Raw genomic sequence first — 14797 nt, 5'->3', positions numbered from 1 at the left:
GAAGGTTCGGATAGGGACGCAGCGCGCCTGCCCGGCGCCGGTCTGCGTCGAAGGGAGCCGGGGCGGCCGGGACGGCGCCCGGCGGCGCCTCACTCGCGCGCGCGGTCGATGCCGGTGCGGACCGTCGCCGCGGGAACGCGAATGGGCGCGACAGGGCGGGCGGGCGCATGCAGGCGGGGGTCCGGCAGCCCGGGGCCGGGCAGCCGGGCCAGGGCCACGGGGGCCCTAGGGGCCCTGAGTGCCAGCGTTTCGCGCGGCGATGCCAGCTGAATGCTCGCCACCTGCGAGGCACGCGCCTCGGCCGGGCCGATCTGTGCGGCCAGGCCCGTCAGCAGGGCAAGCAGGGTCAGGAGCAGGCGATGAGCCATCGCGACCAGATAGGGACGCGCATCGGCCCTGTCCACCGTGCAGATGCCCCGATGCCCCGCTAACCGCACGCTGATGCGCTGCTAATGCGGCGCTAACGGCGTGTTGAGGGGCCCGGTGCTGGCCGCCTGACGCTTGACCTTGGCGGGCCATGCGCTACGCGCTCTCGCCATGGCCCACCCCGTCTCCCCGCTCGCCTCCCCCTTCCCCGCCATCCCGGAGATCGCGGGCGTCACCCCGTACGTCGTGCGCGCCGGATACAAGGACTGGGGGCGCTGCGACCTGACCTACGTCACCTTCGAGGAAGGCACCGCGGTGGCAGGCGTGTTCACCCGCAACCTATGCTGCTCCACCGAAGTGGAGCTAGGCCGGCAGAACCTCGCCCAGGGCCGCGCGCGGGCGCTGGTGGTCAACGCGGGCAACTCCAACGCCTTCACCGGCTACCGCGGTCGCGAGGCGGTCGAGCAGATCATGGACCAGGTCGCGGCGCACCTGGACTGCCCGCGCGAGCAGGTCTTCGTCTCCTCCACCGGCGTGATCGGCGTCCCGCTCCCCAAGGACAAGGCGCGCGAGGGCGTGGCCAACGCGCTCACCGCCGCACCCTGCAGCTGGGAAGACGCCGCCAACACGATCGCGACCACCGACACCTTCGCCAAGGGTGCGACGGCGACCGCGATGATCGGCGACGTCAGGATCACCATCGGCGCCATCATCAAGGGATCGGGGATGGTCGCCCCCGACATGGCGACGATGCTGGGCTACCTGTTCACCGATGCGGCGGTGGAGCCGGCCTTCCTGCAGCAGTGCCTTTCGGAAGCGAACGCGCGCACCTTTTCGTGCATCACGGTGGACTCGGACACCTCGACCAGCGACACCGTCCTGGCCTTCGCGACCGGCCGCGCCGGGAACGCCCCGCTGGCCTCGTTCGACAGCCCCGGCGCCGATGCCTTCGCTGCCGCCATCCACGACGTCTGCCGGCAACTCGCCCATCTCGTCGTGCGCGACGGCGAAGGAGCGCAGAAGTTCATCGCCGTCGCCGTGAGCGGCGCTGTGTCGGACGAGAGTGCCCGAAAGGTCGGACTGGCGATCGCCAACTCGCCCTTGGTCAAGACCGCCATCGCGGGCGAGGATGCCAACTGGGGACGCGTGGTCATGGCCGTCGGCAAGGCCGGGGAGCCGGCCGATCGCGACAGGCTCTCCATCGGCTTCGGCGGCACCTGGGCCGCGCGCGAGGGGCTACCGCTTGCGACCTACGACGAAGCGCCGGTCGCCGCGCACCTCAAGGGTCGCGACATCACGATCGAGGTCGACCTCGGCCTCGGCGAAGGGCGCGCAACCGTGTGGACCTGCGACCTGACCCACGGCTACATCTCGATCAACGCCGACTACAGGAGCTGAGATGCCTGCACCGTTCTTCACGATCTGGGGCCGCCTGAACTCGCACAACGTCAAGAAGGTGGCCTGGTTCGCAGAGGAACTGGGTCTGGCGAGCATCCGGCACGATATCGGCGGCGCCTTCGGCTACACCGAAGACTATCTGGCGAAGAACCCCAACCGCCTCGTCCCCACGATAGAGGACGGCAAGGTGGTCCTCTGGGAATCCAACGCGATCCTGCGCTACATGGCGGCGGAATACGGAGGGCCGCGCTGGTTTCCGGCCGACCCGATCGACCGCGCCCTCGCCGATCGCTGGATGGACTGGCAGTTCGGCTATGCCGATGCCCAGCGCACACCGTTCCTGAGCTTTGCCAGAACGCCGCAAGAGCAGTGGGACGAGGACGCCATAGCGCGCGGCATGGCAGAATGCGCACGCCTGCTTGCCGTGCTCGAACGCTATCTGGCGGATAAGCCGTGGCTCTCCGGCGCGCAGTTCGGCATCGGGGACATCCCCATGGGCGTATACGCCTACACCTGGTTCAGCCTGCCCTTCGAGAAGCCCGAGTTCCCCGCCATCGCGAACTGGTATGCTCGCATCCGCGAGCGCCCCGGCTTCGCCACCCAGGTGATGATCCCCCTGACATGATGACCCCTGCCCTCCACGCCGCCGTCGAGACGATCATGCGCGAGGCGAGCGAGCGCGCCATCCTGCCCCGCTACCAGGCGCTGGCTCTCAGCGACATCGACAACAAGGCCGTCGACGATGTGGTCACCATCGCCGACAAGGAAGCGGAAGCGATGCTCACCGAGCGTCTCTCGGCGCTCCTGCCCGAGGCCAGCGTCGTGGGAGAGGAAGCCTGCTTCGCCGACATGACGGTGATGGAGCGGCTCAAGGACCGCCTCTGCTGGATCGTCGACCCGCTTGACGGCACCAACAACTTCGCCGCGGGCAAGCCGCCGTTCGGCGTCCTCGTGGCGCTGGCGGATCGTGGAGAGATCCTGGGCGGCTGGATTCTCGATTGCCTGAGCGGACGCTTCTGCCGCGCGGACGCCGGGGGGGGCGCATGGATCGACGGGGAGCGCATCACCGCCCGCACGACCGGCGAGGAGCCTCCCCTGGCCGCGATCTCGACGCTGTTCCTCGACCCCGAGGCGCGGGAGAAAATACGGGCCCACATCGCTCCGCACTACCGGCTGGTCGATATCCCCCGGTGTGCTGCGGAGCAGTACCCTCGGCTCGTCGTGGGCGTGAACGACATCTCGGTCTTCAACCGCACCTTGCCCTGGGACCATGCCGCCGGCGTGCTGTTCCTGAACGAGGCGGGCGGAAAGGCGGCGCGGCCTGACGGTAGCCCCTATCGAGCGGATGAGTATGAGCGGTCCGATCTCATCGGCGCCGCCAGCCCCGCCTTATGGGACGCGTTCGCGGAGATCGTGGCGCGGATCGGCTGAAGGAGCCCAGCCGCATTCCCGCAGCCCGTGCCGCGTAAAAGCGGCTCTCGGCCGGGCATCCTGAACATGACAAAGCCCCCGCCGCTCACGCGAACGGGGGCTTCGAAGCGGATACCCGAAGGTTCAGCCAAGCTCGCCTTCGAGCCAGCCCTTCAGCGCGCTCTTGGGAGCAGCGCCCAGCTTCTGCGCAACCGGCTGGCCGTCCTTGAACAGCACCATGAGCGGGATCGACTTGACGCCGATCTGCGTGGGGATGTCGGTGTTCGCCATGATGTCCATCTTGGCGATCGTCACCTTGTCGGACAGTTCCTCGGCGATCTCCTCCAGGGCCGGCCCGATCATCTTGCAGGGACCGCACCAGTCCGCCCAGAAATCGACAAGGACGGGCTTGTCGGACTTGAGGACCTCGTCGTCGAAGCTGGCATCGGTGACGGCAATCGTGGACATCGCATGACTCCTGGAAATCGAATGGGGTGCAATCTAGGGATGAACCGGGACGGTGCAACACCGTGAGCCGAAACCTTTACTCCCGGGCTTCCAAGGCGGGCTTGTGCTGGGCAAGCACCTCCGCAGGGACCGGTATCAGCCGCGGGACCGCGGTGTAAAGCAGCGCCACCTCGACGGTGCGCCCCGGAAAAGTCGCCTCAAGCGCTGCGGCATAGGCGGCCATCTGCCGCAGCACGCCTGCGGGAACTTCGGCCAGCGACTGCGGCGGCCGCCGGGCGCTCTTGTAGTCGACGAGGCGCACCCGCCCGGGCTCCACGACCAGACGGTCGATGGTGCCGGCAACCACTTGCCCGCCCACGACCGCGGCGACAGGAACCTCGGGCAGGCTTTCAGGCCCGAAGAGATCCGACCAATGAGGATTTTCGAGCACCGTCAGCGCGCTGGACAGCAGAGTGTCCCGATCGCTCGTGGAGAACTCCGCAGCGTGGCGGGCCAGCCAGGCGCGGCCGGCATCGCGCCTGCCGGCAGGCGCGACTTCCGGCAGTCTTTCCAGCAGCTTGTGCACCAGCGTCCCGCGGCGGGCGGCATCGCGGCCGGCGCCTGGAGGGAATGGTGGATCGGGGGCCTCGTCCTCGCCGAGTGCCGAGGGCGCGAGCGGACGCGGCGGGCGCGGCTCCGCGGCGGGGGCGTGCTCCAGCCAGCGCGGGAGCGGCTCGCGCAGGTCGAGTTCGGGCTGCGCGAGCGGCACCGGCAGCGGCGGACCGAGCCGGCCATGCTCACAGCGAGCGCCCCATATCGGATCGCCAAGCTCCGCCTCGGGAGGAAACAGGGCGCGAAGGCGTGCATACCAGCTCTTCGGGCTGGGCCCGTCGCGGTCACGGCTGCCGAGCGCCCCGCCGACGAACAGCGCTTCCTCGGCGCGCGTCATCGCCACGTAGAGAAGGCGCCAGTGCTCCTGCTCGTCCGCCCTTCGCGCCTCCTCCAGATGGTCGGCGATACGCCCCTGCTTTTCGTCGCCGGAGAGCGGGGGCAGCGGGATGGTGCGCCCTGCGTCACGCGGGTCGGGCAGGTCGATACCACGCTCCCGCGCGGTGTCCGGATTGCTCGTCGCATCGGCGAGGATGACGATCGGCGCCTGCAGCCCCTTGGAGCCGTGGACGGTCATGACGCGCACCAGCCCCGCGGCGTTGCCTGCTTCGCGCTTAAGCTCGCCGTCCCCGGCATCGAACCAGGCGAGAAATCCGGCGAGGCTCGGCGTTCCGGTCACGGCATAGGCCTTGGCAGCGTTGACCAGTTCGTCGATCGGATCGTTCGCCTCGCTGCCGAGCCGGGCGACGAGGCGCCGCCGGCCCTGCCAAGGCCCGACCAGCAGCCACTGCAGCAAGTCCTGCGGAGGATCGTAGTCGGCCAGCGCCAGCAGGGCGCCCAGCTGCTCCATCACCGCAGCCACGTCGGGCTCGCGCGAACGGCGCAGGTGCTCCCACAAGCGCGTGTGCTTGTCGCGATAGCCGTGCGCAAGCAGCTGCTCCTGGCTCCAGCCGACCAGGGGAGACACCAGGAGGGATGCAAGATTGAGGTCGTCCAGCGGCTGGACCGCGAAGCGCAGCGCGGCCACGAGGTCCTTGACCGCGAGCGGAGCGCCCAGGCGCAGCCGGTCGACGCCCGCCACGTCTACACCGGCCGCATGAAGGCGCGCGACGATCAGGCCGGCGAGTTCCTTGCGCTGGCGGACCAGCACCATGATGTCCCCAGGTCCGGCACGGCGGGGACGTCCCTTCACCAGCGTGAAGCCGGGCCCGCCGGGATCAAGCCAGTCGCGCACCTGCTGTGCGATGCGCTCCGCCATCTGCCGGTCGGGCCGGGACAGCCAGCCGGGCGCTGTTCCGTCCTCTTGCCCGTCCTCGACAAGATCGTCGTCCTCGGCAGCGGAGCCCGCCCCGACCGGCTGCCACAGCGCGACATAGCCCGGGCGTTCCTCGCCCTGGTGCGCGCCAGCGGGCCGATCCAGGCCGAAGTTCTCGTGGCCGATCCCCGCGATCGCTTCGTCCACGAAGTCGAGCACCGGCTGGGCAGTGCGGAACGATCGGTCGAGGCCGAGTTCGAGCAGGCGGCGCGGCATGAGGTTGCTGCGCAGCACCTCGGCGTTCTGCGCCGCTTCCCCCATCTCGCGGCGGACCCGGTCGGCGGCGCGCCGGAAGTTCTCGGGACTGGTGCCCTGGAAGCGGAAGATCGCCTGCTTGTAGTCGCCGACGACGAAGAGCGTGCGCAGCAACGCGTCTCGATGAGCCCCACGGCGGCCCTCGTGCTGGCCGAGGCCGGCCCAGAACTCGCCGGCCATGGCGAAGATGATGTCCCACTGTGCCGCGTTGGTGTCCTGCGCCTCGTCGACAAGGATGTGGTCGAAGCGCCGGTCCAGCTTGTAGCGAATCCAGTCTGCCTGGGCCTGGTTGCTGAGCAACCCTGCGGCGCGGCGGATCTGGTCGTCGAAGTCGATCAGCCCCTCGCGCTGCTTTGCCGCGTCCCACACCAGCGCGAAGGCGCGCCCGAGGCGGAGCGCCGGCACCAGGCGGTCGGCCAGGCTCAGCAAGGCGCGATCTGCCCGGATCGCCAGGATGCGCTCGACGATGCGCGAGCACGAGCCGGAGTAGCCAGCATCGATCTTGTCCTGCGACGTGCTGGAGCGCGGTTCCCCCTTCTGCGTCAGGAACACGCCGGCAAGCGTATCGAGGGCCGCAAGCCGTTGCGCGCCGGTGCCGAGCAGCCACTCGCTGATCGCGTCGACGGCGTCGCGCCCTTTCTTGGTGCCCCACGTGTTGTTCACCGCCATGCAGTGCCGCAACGACGCAACATCGAAGGCGGCATCGGCGCACCGGGCCGCCAGCCAGTCGGCGTCGGCCTCCGCCGGAAGGCCGATCAGGCGCAGCACGTGGGTGCGCATGTCGCTCGCCTGCCAGCTGCCCGGCCCAAACCAGGCCTCCCGCGCGGACGCACAGCGCAGCAGGAAGGCCATGACCGCGTCCGGCCCGTGCCGCAGCGAGAGTTGCTCCACCGCCTGCAGGAGCGCCGGATCGCCGAGCGGGTCGGTCTCCGCCCCAACCAGCAGATCGGCCAGCACCTGCCGCGCCAGCAGATCGCGCTCGCGCTCCTCCATCGGCCGACTGCCAGGGATGAGGTCGGCCTCTTGCGGGAAGGTCGCGAGGAGCCATTGCGAGAAGGCATGGATGGTGTCGATCCGCAGCCCGCCTCCCGGGCAGTCGAGCACGGAGGCGAACAGCGTGCGCGCCCGGGCCTTGTTAGCCTCGCTCGCCACGGCGCCGATCGCCGCAAGGCGCATGCCGAGGTCCGCGTCGGGCAGCCGCACCCATTCGGCCAGGGTGCCGTTGATGCGCGCCGCCATCTCTGTCGCGCCCGCCTTGGTGAAGGTGAGGCACAGCACCTGCGACGGTTCGACTCCCGGCTGCAGCAGAAGCCGCAGCACGCGCGAGGACAGCACTTGCGTCTTGCCCGTCCCCGCCGATGCGGACAGCCACACCGTCTCCTGCGGGTCGACGGCCAGCATCTGGTTGCCGTGCAGCGGATGAACCGTCGCAGCGCCGCTCATGCCGCGTCCTCCGGACGGTTGCCCAGCGCGGTGATCCACTCGTCCAGCCGCATCAGCTGGTCATAGTCGGCATAGCTGCCAAGCTCCGGATTGAGCCGGGCCGTGAAAGCCTCATCGCCGAGGATCCAACGGTCGAGGGCATCATCAAGGAAGCGGGCCGTTTCCGGCAGGAACGCCTCACGCGGGATGCCGAACTTCTTCTTGCCCTCCCGCACGGGCTCGAAGACGTAGCCCAACGTGCCGTCCTTGGACTTCGCCATCGACCAGTACTCGAAGGCGTCGGCGGTTCCCGCGATCCCCTCGAAGCCGCCGTCCTGCGCGATCAGCCCGACGAGGCCCAACTGCAACGCGAAGCCCTCCTGCACGCGGCGGCCGGTGGGCGGCTGGCCGGTCTTGTAGTCGACCACGACGAGGCCGCCATCGGGCTTGCGGTCGATGCGATCGGCCCGGCCATGGATGCGCACGCCGCGGTACTGCATGTCGCCCCACGCCTCGATACCAAGGACCTGACGCCCCTCTGCCTTGGCATCCAGCACGCGGCGCTCGAAAGTCTGCAAGGCCGCGGAGAGTCGCGGCCACCACAGCACCCGCATGAGCGGATGCGCATTCTTCTCGTCCAGGACCTCGCCCGCGATGGCCTGGATCCTGTCCTTTGGCTCAGCGGCCTTGTGCCAGCGCTCCATGATGAGGTGCGCGACTTCCCCCTTCCACGCCGCGCTCGGCTCGGCATCGAGAGCGTCGATGCTGCGCAATCCCAGCACGGCACTGGCATAGAACTGGTAGGGATCGCCGCGCAGCCGGTCCAATCCGGTCACCGAGACATCCACCCGTCGCTGCGCGGGCGAAGGCCGGGGCTGCGGGCGCGGATGAGGCGGCACGGGCGCCGCATCGTCCAGCTTTCGCGCCAGGCGCACGCACTCGCCCTCGACATGCCCATGCAGCTGGTCTCCCAGCATGGCGCTCACGCGAAGCACGAACCGCGAGGGGATGACCGGCCCGCTCTCGTCGCGCTGCGCCCAACTGAGCACCACCTCCGGCGCCCCGAGAGCCGATGCGAGATCGTGTGCCGAAAGACCGATGCGGAAATCCGCGCCGGGCACGCCGAGCGCGCGCAGGACGGCGGGGGGAAGCAGCGAGTCCTGGGCCGGGCTGGCCGGCCAGACACCTTCCACGAGACCACCGCAGACGACGAGATCGGCCCGGCTCATGCGCGCTTCCAGCAGGCCGTAGATCGAGACGCGGGGATGGCCGCCCCAGGGGGGACGCACCGAGACGCGGTCCATCGCATCGCGCAGGACCGCATGCAGTTCGCGCGGCTCGATCAGGGTGGCAGCAGCGGCGGCAGCCTCTCGCAGATCCTCGATGAAACCGCTCAGCGCGCGGCCATCGGCACCGCCCCACAAGGTCTCGCCGCAAAGGGCCTCCGCCACCTGCGCCATCACGCCGAGCAGGCGATCGAGCGGCTCGGCTTCGCCAAGCGTGAAAAGCGGCGCCAGCACGGCCTCCACCTCGGCCCACCACCGGTCGAGCTTCACCTCGGCTGCTCGCGTCGCCAGGGGTGCCAGCCCGGCGCCGAGTCGCGGCCCTCGCAAGGCCAGGTCGAGCCTGCGCGCTTGCTCGAGCCAGCGCGCCCGGCCCTCGCCGCTCCCCGCCAGCGGGTGGACCAGCAGGGCGATGAGCGGCACCGGTGCGGCCTGCTCCGACACCACCTCCGCCAGCAGCAGCAGCAAGCGCCCCGCCGCGGTCTGGGGCAGAGGCCGCCCGGCGGTGTCGTCCGCTTCGATGCCCCAGCGCTGCAGATGCGCCACCACGCGCGCAGCCAGACCGCGGTCGGGCGTAACCAGGGCTACCCGTCGCTCAGACGTCTCCAAAGCCTCGCGGATGAGCACGGCGATGGCCTGCGCCTCCTCTCCCGGATGAGCGGTCTCCATCAGCCTGACACCGGCGAGCCGCCGGCGCTCGGCCGGCAGGTCGACCCAGGCGGCGGATGCGCCGGGCGGCAGGAACAGACTGGAGAGCGCCCGGCTGCGCTCGGGCGGCGCCGCCGCCACGCCCGAACGATGCCACGGCAGGACCTCGGCCCGCGACACGCTCATGCGGTTCAGCAGGAGCTTGAGGTGATATTGCGGATGCGTCACCGCGTCACCGCGACCGAACGGTGGGTCGTCGTGCTCCGCCGGCGCGCCCGCCGTGCCGAGCTCGTCCCAGACCTCGTCCGACAGCGACAGGTCGAGGTCGGGCAGGATGACGCTGCCTCGCTCGGTTTCGCTCACCACCCTGAGCAGGCGGGCGAGCGCCGGCGAGGCGCCCGTCACGCCTGCGGCAACGACGGCATGCGCAGGCGGCGCTTCGCGCCACCGCCGCGCGGCATGATCGAACAGGCGGTTGCGACGTTCGGGCGCATCCACCTCGCCGCGCGTCGCCAACTCCGCGATCCAGTACTGCTGCACCTTCAGGAAGGTGCGGGTATTGTCCGTCCAATGTCCGGCCAGGTCACCCACGATGCCGATGACCCGGTCCGACATGAGGTCGATCGGAGCGATGTCCTCCGCGATCAGGCGGTCCATCGTGCGCCCCATCTCGAACGCCCGTCGCAGCAGCGCCGCGCCCTTGCCCGCAGCGTCACCCTCCACCTCGCGCAGGAAGTGGGCGAGGCGCAGCCAGCGACGCGTCGGGTCTGCAGCCGGCGGGATATCCGCCGCGCCGAGCGGGTCGAGCAAGGGCCCGAGGGTCTCGTCTAGGTCGAGGTCGCCGACGACGGCCATGCGCGGCAGCAACAGCCCAGTGCCTGAGTGGCGCACGAAGGCCTCGGTCACCGTGCGCACCGTGCGGCGGCTCGGCAGCAGCAGCGTCAGGCGTGCGAGGCCCAGCTCACCCTGGCCGTATCGCGGCACCAGGCCGGCTACCAGCGCATCCGCGAAGCCGCGGTGCGCCGCGATCGAATAGACCTTCGGCCCCGCCCTTTCAGGCACGCGCCAGCCATTCCTCGGTGGGCTTGATCGCCTCCGGCGCTCCCACCTCGAACCAGAGACCCTGGTGCGAGATGCCGTAGAGCCGGCCTTCCGCGATCGCCCGGGTCCACAGGAGGTTCGTCGAAAACGGGCCGGCCGGCGCGTCACGAAGCAACCGGTGCGAGACGAGCTGGATGCCAGTGTAGATGAACGGCGCCACGCGGCCGGGACGCCGGCGGGACACCTTCCCCTCGGGATCGAGGTGGAAGTCCCCCTCTCCGCGGTAGTTGCAGGCACGGGTATGGGGTACCATCAGCAGCAGCGCGTCCATGCGCTCCGGATCCCACGCCTGGGACAGCTCGGTGAAGACGTCGGCGGGACCATCCAGCCAGATGTTGTCGCTGTTGAGGCAGAAGAACGGCTCCGGTAGCAGCCCGGCCGCCTTTACCATTCCGCCCCCCGTCTCCAGCAACAGATCGCGTTCGTCGGAGAGAGTGATCCGCGGGGCGCCCTTGCGCATCCGAAGATGCGCTTCGAGGGCGTCCGCCATGTAATGCGCGTTGACCACCGCTTGCGCCACCCCGGCGGCGGCGAGCTTGTCGAGCGCGTGGTCGATCAGCGACTTGCCTGCCACGCGCACCAGCGGCTTGGGCTGGGCGGCGGTGAGCGGGCGCATGCGCTTGCCCAGGCCGGCCGCCAGGATCATCGCGGTGTCGCTGGAGAGCGGCCTGCCGGTCATGGCTTCCAGCTGCCTCCATTGGCCTGCCGCAAGGCGGAAGGGACGTTCTGCTCGAACCAGAGCGCCACGGGAGCGAGCGCCGGGTGCGCAAGGTCGCGCTCCAGCATCGCCCAGACGCGTGGGATGAAGTCCAGGTAGCGCGGCTTTCCGTCGCGGCGCCAGAGGCGCACGAAGATGCCCACGATCTTGGCGTTGCGCTGCGCGCCCAGCCTCGCATAGTCCGCAAGGAACGCCTCGGCATCCACGCCCGCGCGGCGGACGTAGTGATCGAACATCTGCGCTTCCAGCTCCTGCGGCACGTCGCGCCGCGCATCCTGCAGGAGCGACACGAGATCGTAGGCGGGATGCCCGACCAGCGCGTCCTGGAAATCGAGCAATCCCTGCTTCTCCAGGCTCGCCAGCAGCATGATGTTCTCGGCGTGGTAGTCGCGCAGCACGGTCACCCCGGGGCGCTGGCGCGGGAGCAGCTCGGACAGAACCTGCTCCCAGGCGGCGACGAAGCCCGCAGCGTCCACGTAGAGGTTCTGCGCGGTGCAATACCAGTCGATGAACAGGCGCACCTCGCGCAGGTACTCGCTCATCGAGTAGTCGAGGAAAGGCCCCGCCGGCAACTGGTGCAGCTTCACCAGCGCGTCGATCGCCGCGGTATAGATCGGCACCTCGTCGTCGGGCCACTGGTCGAGGTAGTCGCGCATCCGCGCCTCCCCGAAGTCCTCCAGCAGCACCAGCCCCCGCTCTGGCCGCTCCGCCAGAATCCGCGGCGCACGCATGCCGTTGGCGTCCAGCCAGTGTGCGGCGCGCAGGAACGGGCCCGGATCCTCGTGCGGCGGGGGTGCGTCCATAAGCATCGCAGTGGAGCCGTCTTCCCTGCGCACGCGAAAATAGCGCCGGAACGAGGCGTCTCCCGGCAGCGGCTCGACGGCGGCGCCGCCCCAGCCGGCAGAGCCGAGGAAGGCGTCGAGATCGGCGGGGAGGCCTTCCGGGCGGGTGGGTGGATTCAGGGTCATACCGGCATCCGCCCTAGCCAATCGGGCCCGCCCTCGACAATGGCGATCCTGCCCTGTTCCGCAACTTCCAGCGCTATGGAGAGGCAGGCGGCCTCATGCGCGAAGCCGCCGGCGTGATCGGGCCACTCGGCGATCAGAGCGGCGCCCTGGCGATAGTCGTCGAGGCCGATCTCGGCCGCCTCTTCCGGATGGGACAGGCGGTAGAAGTCGGCGTGGACGAGCGGAATGCGCAGGGCCGGCGGCTCATAAGGCTCGATGATGGCGAAGCTCGGCGACGGGACCTCGCCCTTGTGGCCGAGACCCGCGATGATGGCGCGCGCCAGGGTCGTCTTGCCGGCCCCGAGCCCGCCGGTGAGCGCGACCACGTCGCCGGGCCGCAGCACCTTGGCGACCGCACGACCAAGGGCGTCCATGGCCGCCAGGTCGGGCAGCGAGATTCTCACGGCAGTTCGATCACGGCGCTGGTGCCCTTCCCCGGTTCCGATTCCAGCCGCAGCGAGCCGCCATGCGCTTCGACGAGCTGGCGCGCGAGCGGAAGGCCCAGCCCCTGACGGCTCTCCACCTTGCCGTCCGCTCCCACTTTCATCCCGTCGAGTGCCCGGGCGAGGCTGCGGCTGTCCATCCCGGGCCCCTTGTCCTGGACCAGGATGCGGACGATGTCGCCCTCGCCCGAGGCCGCCTTGCGGCGGGAGAGCTGGAGAAGGATGCGACCGCCGCGCTGCGAAGCCTCGATGGCATTGTCGATGATGTGGCCGATCGCGCGGGCCAGTCGCCGGCGGTCGCCCACGACGGGGCGCATCAGACCCTTGGCCTGGAGATCGAGCGTCAGCCCGGCCCGTTGCAGCCGCCCTGCGCGCTCCTCCGCCACTTCGCGGACGAAGGGCATCGGGTCGATCTCCTCGAACTTGAGCGGCAGCAGCCCCGCCTCGCTCTGCGAGAGGTCGAGCAGGCTGTCGATATGCTCGCCGAGCTGCTGCGACGCGGCGATGATCGACTGTACGTAATCCTTGCCGGCATCGCTCAGATCACCGCCAATCCCGGCCTCCAGCATCTCGGCGAAACCACCAATGGAGGTGAGCGGCGTGCGCAGTTCCTTGCTCATGTTGGCCAGAAAGCGCGTCTTGATCGCATCCGCCTCGATCAGAGCGACATTGCTCTCGCGCAAGGCCTCCTCCGCCTTCATGGAGTCAGTGATGTCGAGCACCGCGAGCAATCCGTTGCCGTCGGGCAGCGGCACGCCGGCGAACTCGAGGACGCGTCCATCCGCCAGCGTGATGCGGCCGCCCGTCTGGGCGCGGTCGAGCGTGGCAGCCCGGACCACGTTGCCCACGGTCTCTGCCTCCGCCGGCCGCTTCAGGCGCGAGCCGATCTTGCGCAGCAGCGCCTCGACGTGGGGATGCGTGTCGAGGAACTCGCTCTCAAGGCCCCAGTCCGCGGCGAAGCGGCGGTTCCACAACTGCATGCGCCCGTCCGGCGCGAAGACCGCGACCGATTCGAACAGGCTGTCGAACGTGGCGGTGCGCGTGCGCAGGAGCGTGTCACGCATGGCGGAAAGCCGCAGCTGCTCGGTCCGGTCCTCCACGATCAGCAGCAAGCCACCGTCGGGAACGGGCTGCGCGACGATGCGCAAGTGGGTGCCGTCGGCGAGCGTCCAGGCTTCTTCGCGCGTGGCGCCGGCCGAGAACCACGAGGCCTTCTCGCGCCGCCAGGCGGGGAAATCCCGCGCCTCCGGAACGCGCCCGGCATCCCGCGCCGCGTCGAGCAGGCGTTCGAAGGCTGGGAGATCCTGGAGCAGGCGGGGGTCCAGCTTGAACAGCCGCTGAAACGGCTGGTTGGCGAACGTCAGGCGCTTCTTGGCGTCGAACTGCGCCACCCCGGCCGACAGCTGATCGAGCAGAGCCCGCTGCGCTTCCCGGAAGGCCCGGAAAGAGCGGGACATCTCCTCCAGGTCCTCGATGTCGACGGCGTAGCCCGCGACCCCGTCGTCACCCAGCGGCAGGTCGCTCACCCGCAAGGCCCGGCGCTGACCGTCGATCGTGGTCGACACGATCCGTTCGATCGGCAGCCCCTTCTCTGCCGCCTTGCGGGCCACCTGGGCCGGAGCGAGCCCATCGACCGCTTCGATCAACTCGATGCCGCGCGCCACCGCATCCTCGGCGCTCTTGGCGCCGACGGCGGCGACATAGGCGTGGTTCACCAGTTGCAGTTCGCCATCGGGCCGGCGGAACCACATCGGCATCGGCGCGGCCTCGATCAGCGAGACGAGCGCGTGGAAGTCACCCCGCGCCCGTGCCGCCTCGTCGCGCAGCCGGACCAGTTCGGTCTCGCTGTCGCTGAAGTCGAAGACCCAGACGAGCGCGGCACCGCCCGGAGAGACCTGCGGGTCGGCAAGATGAGCGCGCAGCGCGAGGCTGCGGCTGGAACCGCGCGGGGTCACCGCCATCCGGAAAGGAGCGGCCGTCCTCTGGCAGCGGCGCACCGCCTCGCTCAGTTCGGCAAGCTTGTCCGCGGGAAGGCCACGATCGTGCCCATCGAGTTCGGAGAGGTACTGGGGAATGGAATCGAGGCCCAGCCACTGCGCCAGTCGCGGGCTGGCCTCGATCCGGCCATCCGTGCGCACTAGCAAGGGCAGCGCCGGCGATTCCTCGACCATGCGGCCGAGCCTGCGGGCGGAACGCAACTGGCTTTCCGCACGCTTCTGGCGCACCCGGGCGACAAGTACGGCCCAAGCCGCAGCCATGGTCCAGGCGCCAAGCAGCAGACCGATCAGGAGAGGCAGGAAGCGCGGGATTTCCATGGCGCTAGGCTATGGTGCGCGGGGCATCGCATGACAATGGGGGACGGCGCTAAACTGGTA

11 protein-coding genes are annotated in these 14797 nt (G+C 69.9%); 3 read left to right on the top strand and 8 right to left on the bottom strand.

Annotated features, from left to right (window positions below):
• Positions 1-89: 89 nt before the first annotated feature.
• Positions 90-368, bottom strand: a complete 279-nt coding sequence (locus ACFFJC_RS06130) for a hypothetical protein (protein WP_379486611.1) — start codon at positions 366-368, stop codon at positions 90-92.
• 169 nt (positions 369-537) lie between these two features.
• Here ACFFJC_RS06130 and argJ point away from each other — a divergent pair, with 169 nt between their 5' ends.
• Genes argJ through ACFFJC_RS06115 form a run of 3 tightly spaced genes read left to right on the top strand, consistent with a single transcriptional unit; the run spans position 538 to position 3195 of the window.
• Entirely contained in the window at positions 538-1764 is a 1227-nt protein-coding gene (gene argJ, locus ACFFJC_RS06125; RefSeq protein ID WP_379486610.1) for a bifunctional glutamate N-acetyltransferase/amino-acid acetyltransferase ArgJ, read from the top strand.
• Between the two features lies 1 nt (position 1765).
• A complete protein-coding gene (locus tag ACFFJC_RS06120) occupies positions 1766-2389 on the top strand; it encodes a glutathione S-transferase family protein (RefSeq protein WP_379486609.1) in 624 nt (207 codons plus the stop codon).
• Positions 2386-3195, top strand: coding sequence for an inositol monophosphatase family protein (locus ACFFJC_RS06115; RefSeq protein WP_379486608.1), 810 nt, complete (start codon positions 2386-2388; stop codon positions 3193-3195). The genes ACFFJC_RS06120 and ACFFJC_RS06115 overlap by 4 nt, the downstream gene beginning before the upstream one ends.
• A gap of 123 nt (positions 3196-3318) precedes the next feature.
• Here ACFFJC_RS06115 and trxA read toward each other — a convergent pair whose 3' ends face one another.
• The 7 genes from trxA to ACFFJC_RS06080 form a co-directional block, all read right to left on the bottom strand.
• Complete coding sequence (gene trxA / locus ACFFJC_RS06110) at positions 3319-3642, bottom strand: thioredoxin (RefSeq protein ID WP_379486607.1); 324 nt, start codon at positions 3640-3642, stop codon at positions 3319-3321.
• A 76-nt stretch (positions 3643-3718) separates the two neighbouring features.
• Complete coding sequence (gene addA, locus ACFFJC_RS06105; protein ID WP_379486606.1) at positions 3719-7243, bottom strand: double-strand break repair helicase AddA; 3525 nt, start codon at positions 7241-7243, stop codon at positions 3719-3721.
• Positions 7240-10215 (bottom strand): double-strand break repair protein AddB, encoded by a 2976-nt coding sequence (gene addB / locus ACFFJC_RS06100; RefSeq protein WP_379486605.1) that lies wholly within the window; start codon positions 10213-10215, stop codon positions 7240-7242. Before addB ends, addA begins: the two co-directional genes overlap by 4 nt.
• Entirely contained in the window at positions 10208-10933 is a 726-nt protein-coding gene (locus tag ACFFJC_RS06095; RefSeq protein ID WP_379486604.1) for a nucleotidyltransferase family protein, read from the bottom strand. Before ACFFJC_RS06095 ends, addB begins: the two co-directional genes overlap by 8 nt.
• Positions 10930-11940 (bottom strand): aminoglycoside phosphotransferase family protein, encoded by a 1011-nt coding sequence (locus ACFFJC_RS06090; protein WP_379486603.1) that lies wholly within the window; start codon positions 11938-11940, stop codon positions 10930-10932. Before ACFFJC_RS06090 ends, ACFFJC_RS06095 begins: the two co-directional genes overlap by 4 nt.
• Positions 11937-12383, bottom strand: coding sequence for a tRNA (adenosine(37)-N6)-threonylcarbamoyltransferase complex ATPase subunit type 1 TsaE (tsaE, locus tag ACFFJC_RS06085; RefSeq protein WP_379486602.1), 447 nt, complete (start codon positions 12381-12383; stop codon positions 11937-11939). Before tsaE ends, ACFFJC_RS06090 begins: the two co-directional genes overlap by 4 nt.
• Complete coding sequence (locus tag ACFFJC_RS06080) at positions 12380-14737, bottom strand: sensor histidine kinase (protein ID WP_379486601.1); 2358 nt, start codon at positions 14735-14737, stop codon at positions 12380-12382. Before ACFFJC_RS06080 ends, tsaE begins: the two co-directional genes overlap by 4 nt.
• Positions 14738-14797: the final 60 nt, after the last annotated feature.

The sequence above is a fragment of the Novosphingobium soli genome, from assembly GCF_042432915.1.
GTDB lineage: Bacteria > Pseudomonadota > Alphaproteobacteria > Sphingomonadales > Sphingomonadaceae > Novosphingobium > Novosphingobium soli.
Note: the sequence above shows the minus strand (reverse complement) of the source record. Positions and strands in the feature narration are given on the sequence as shown.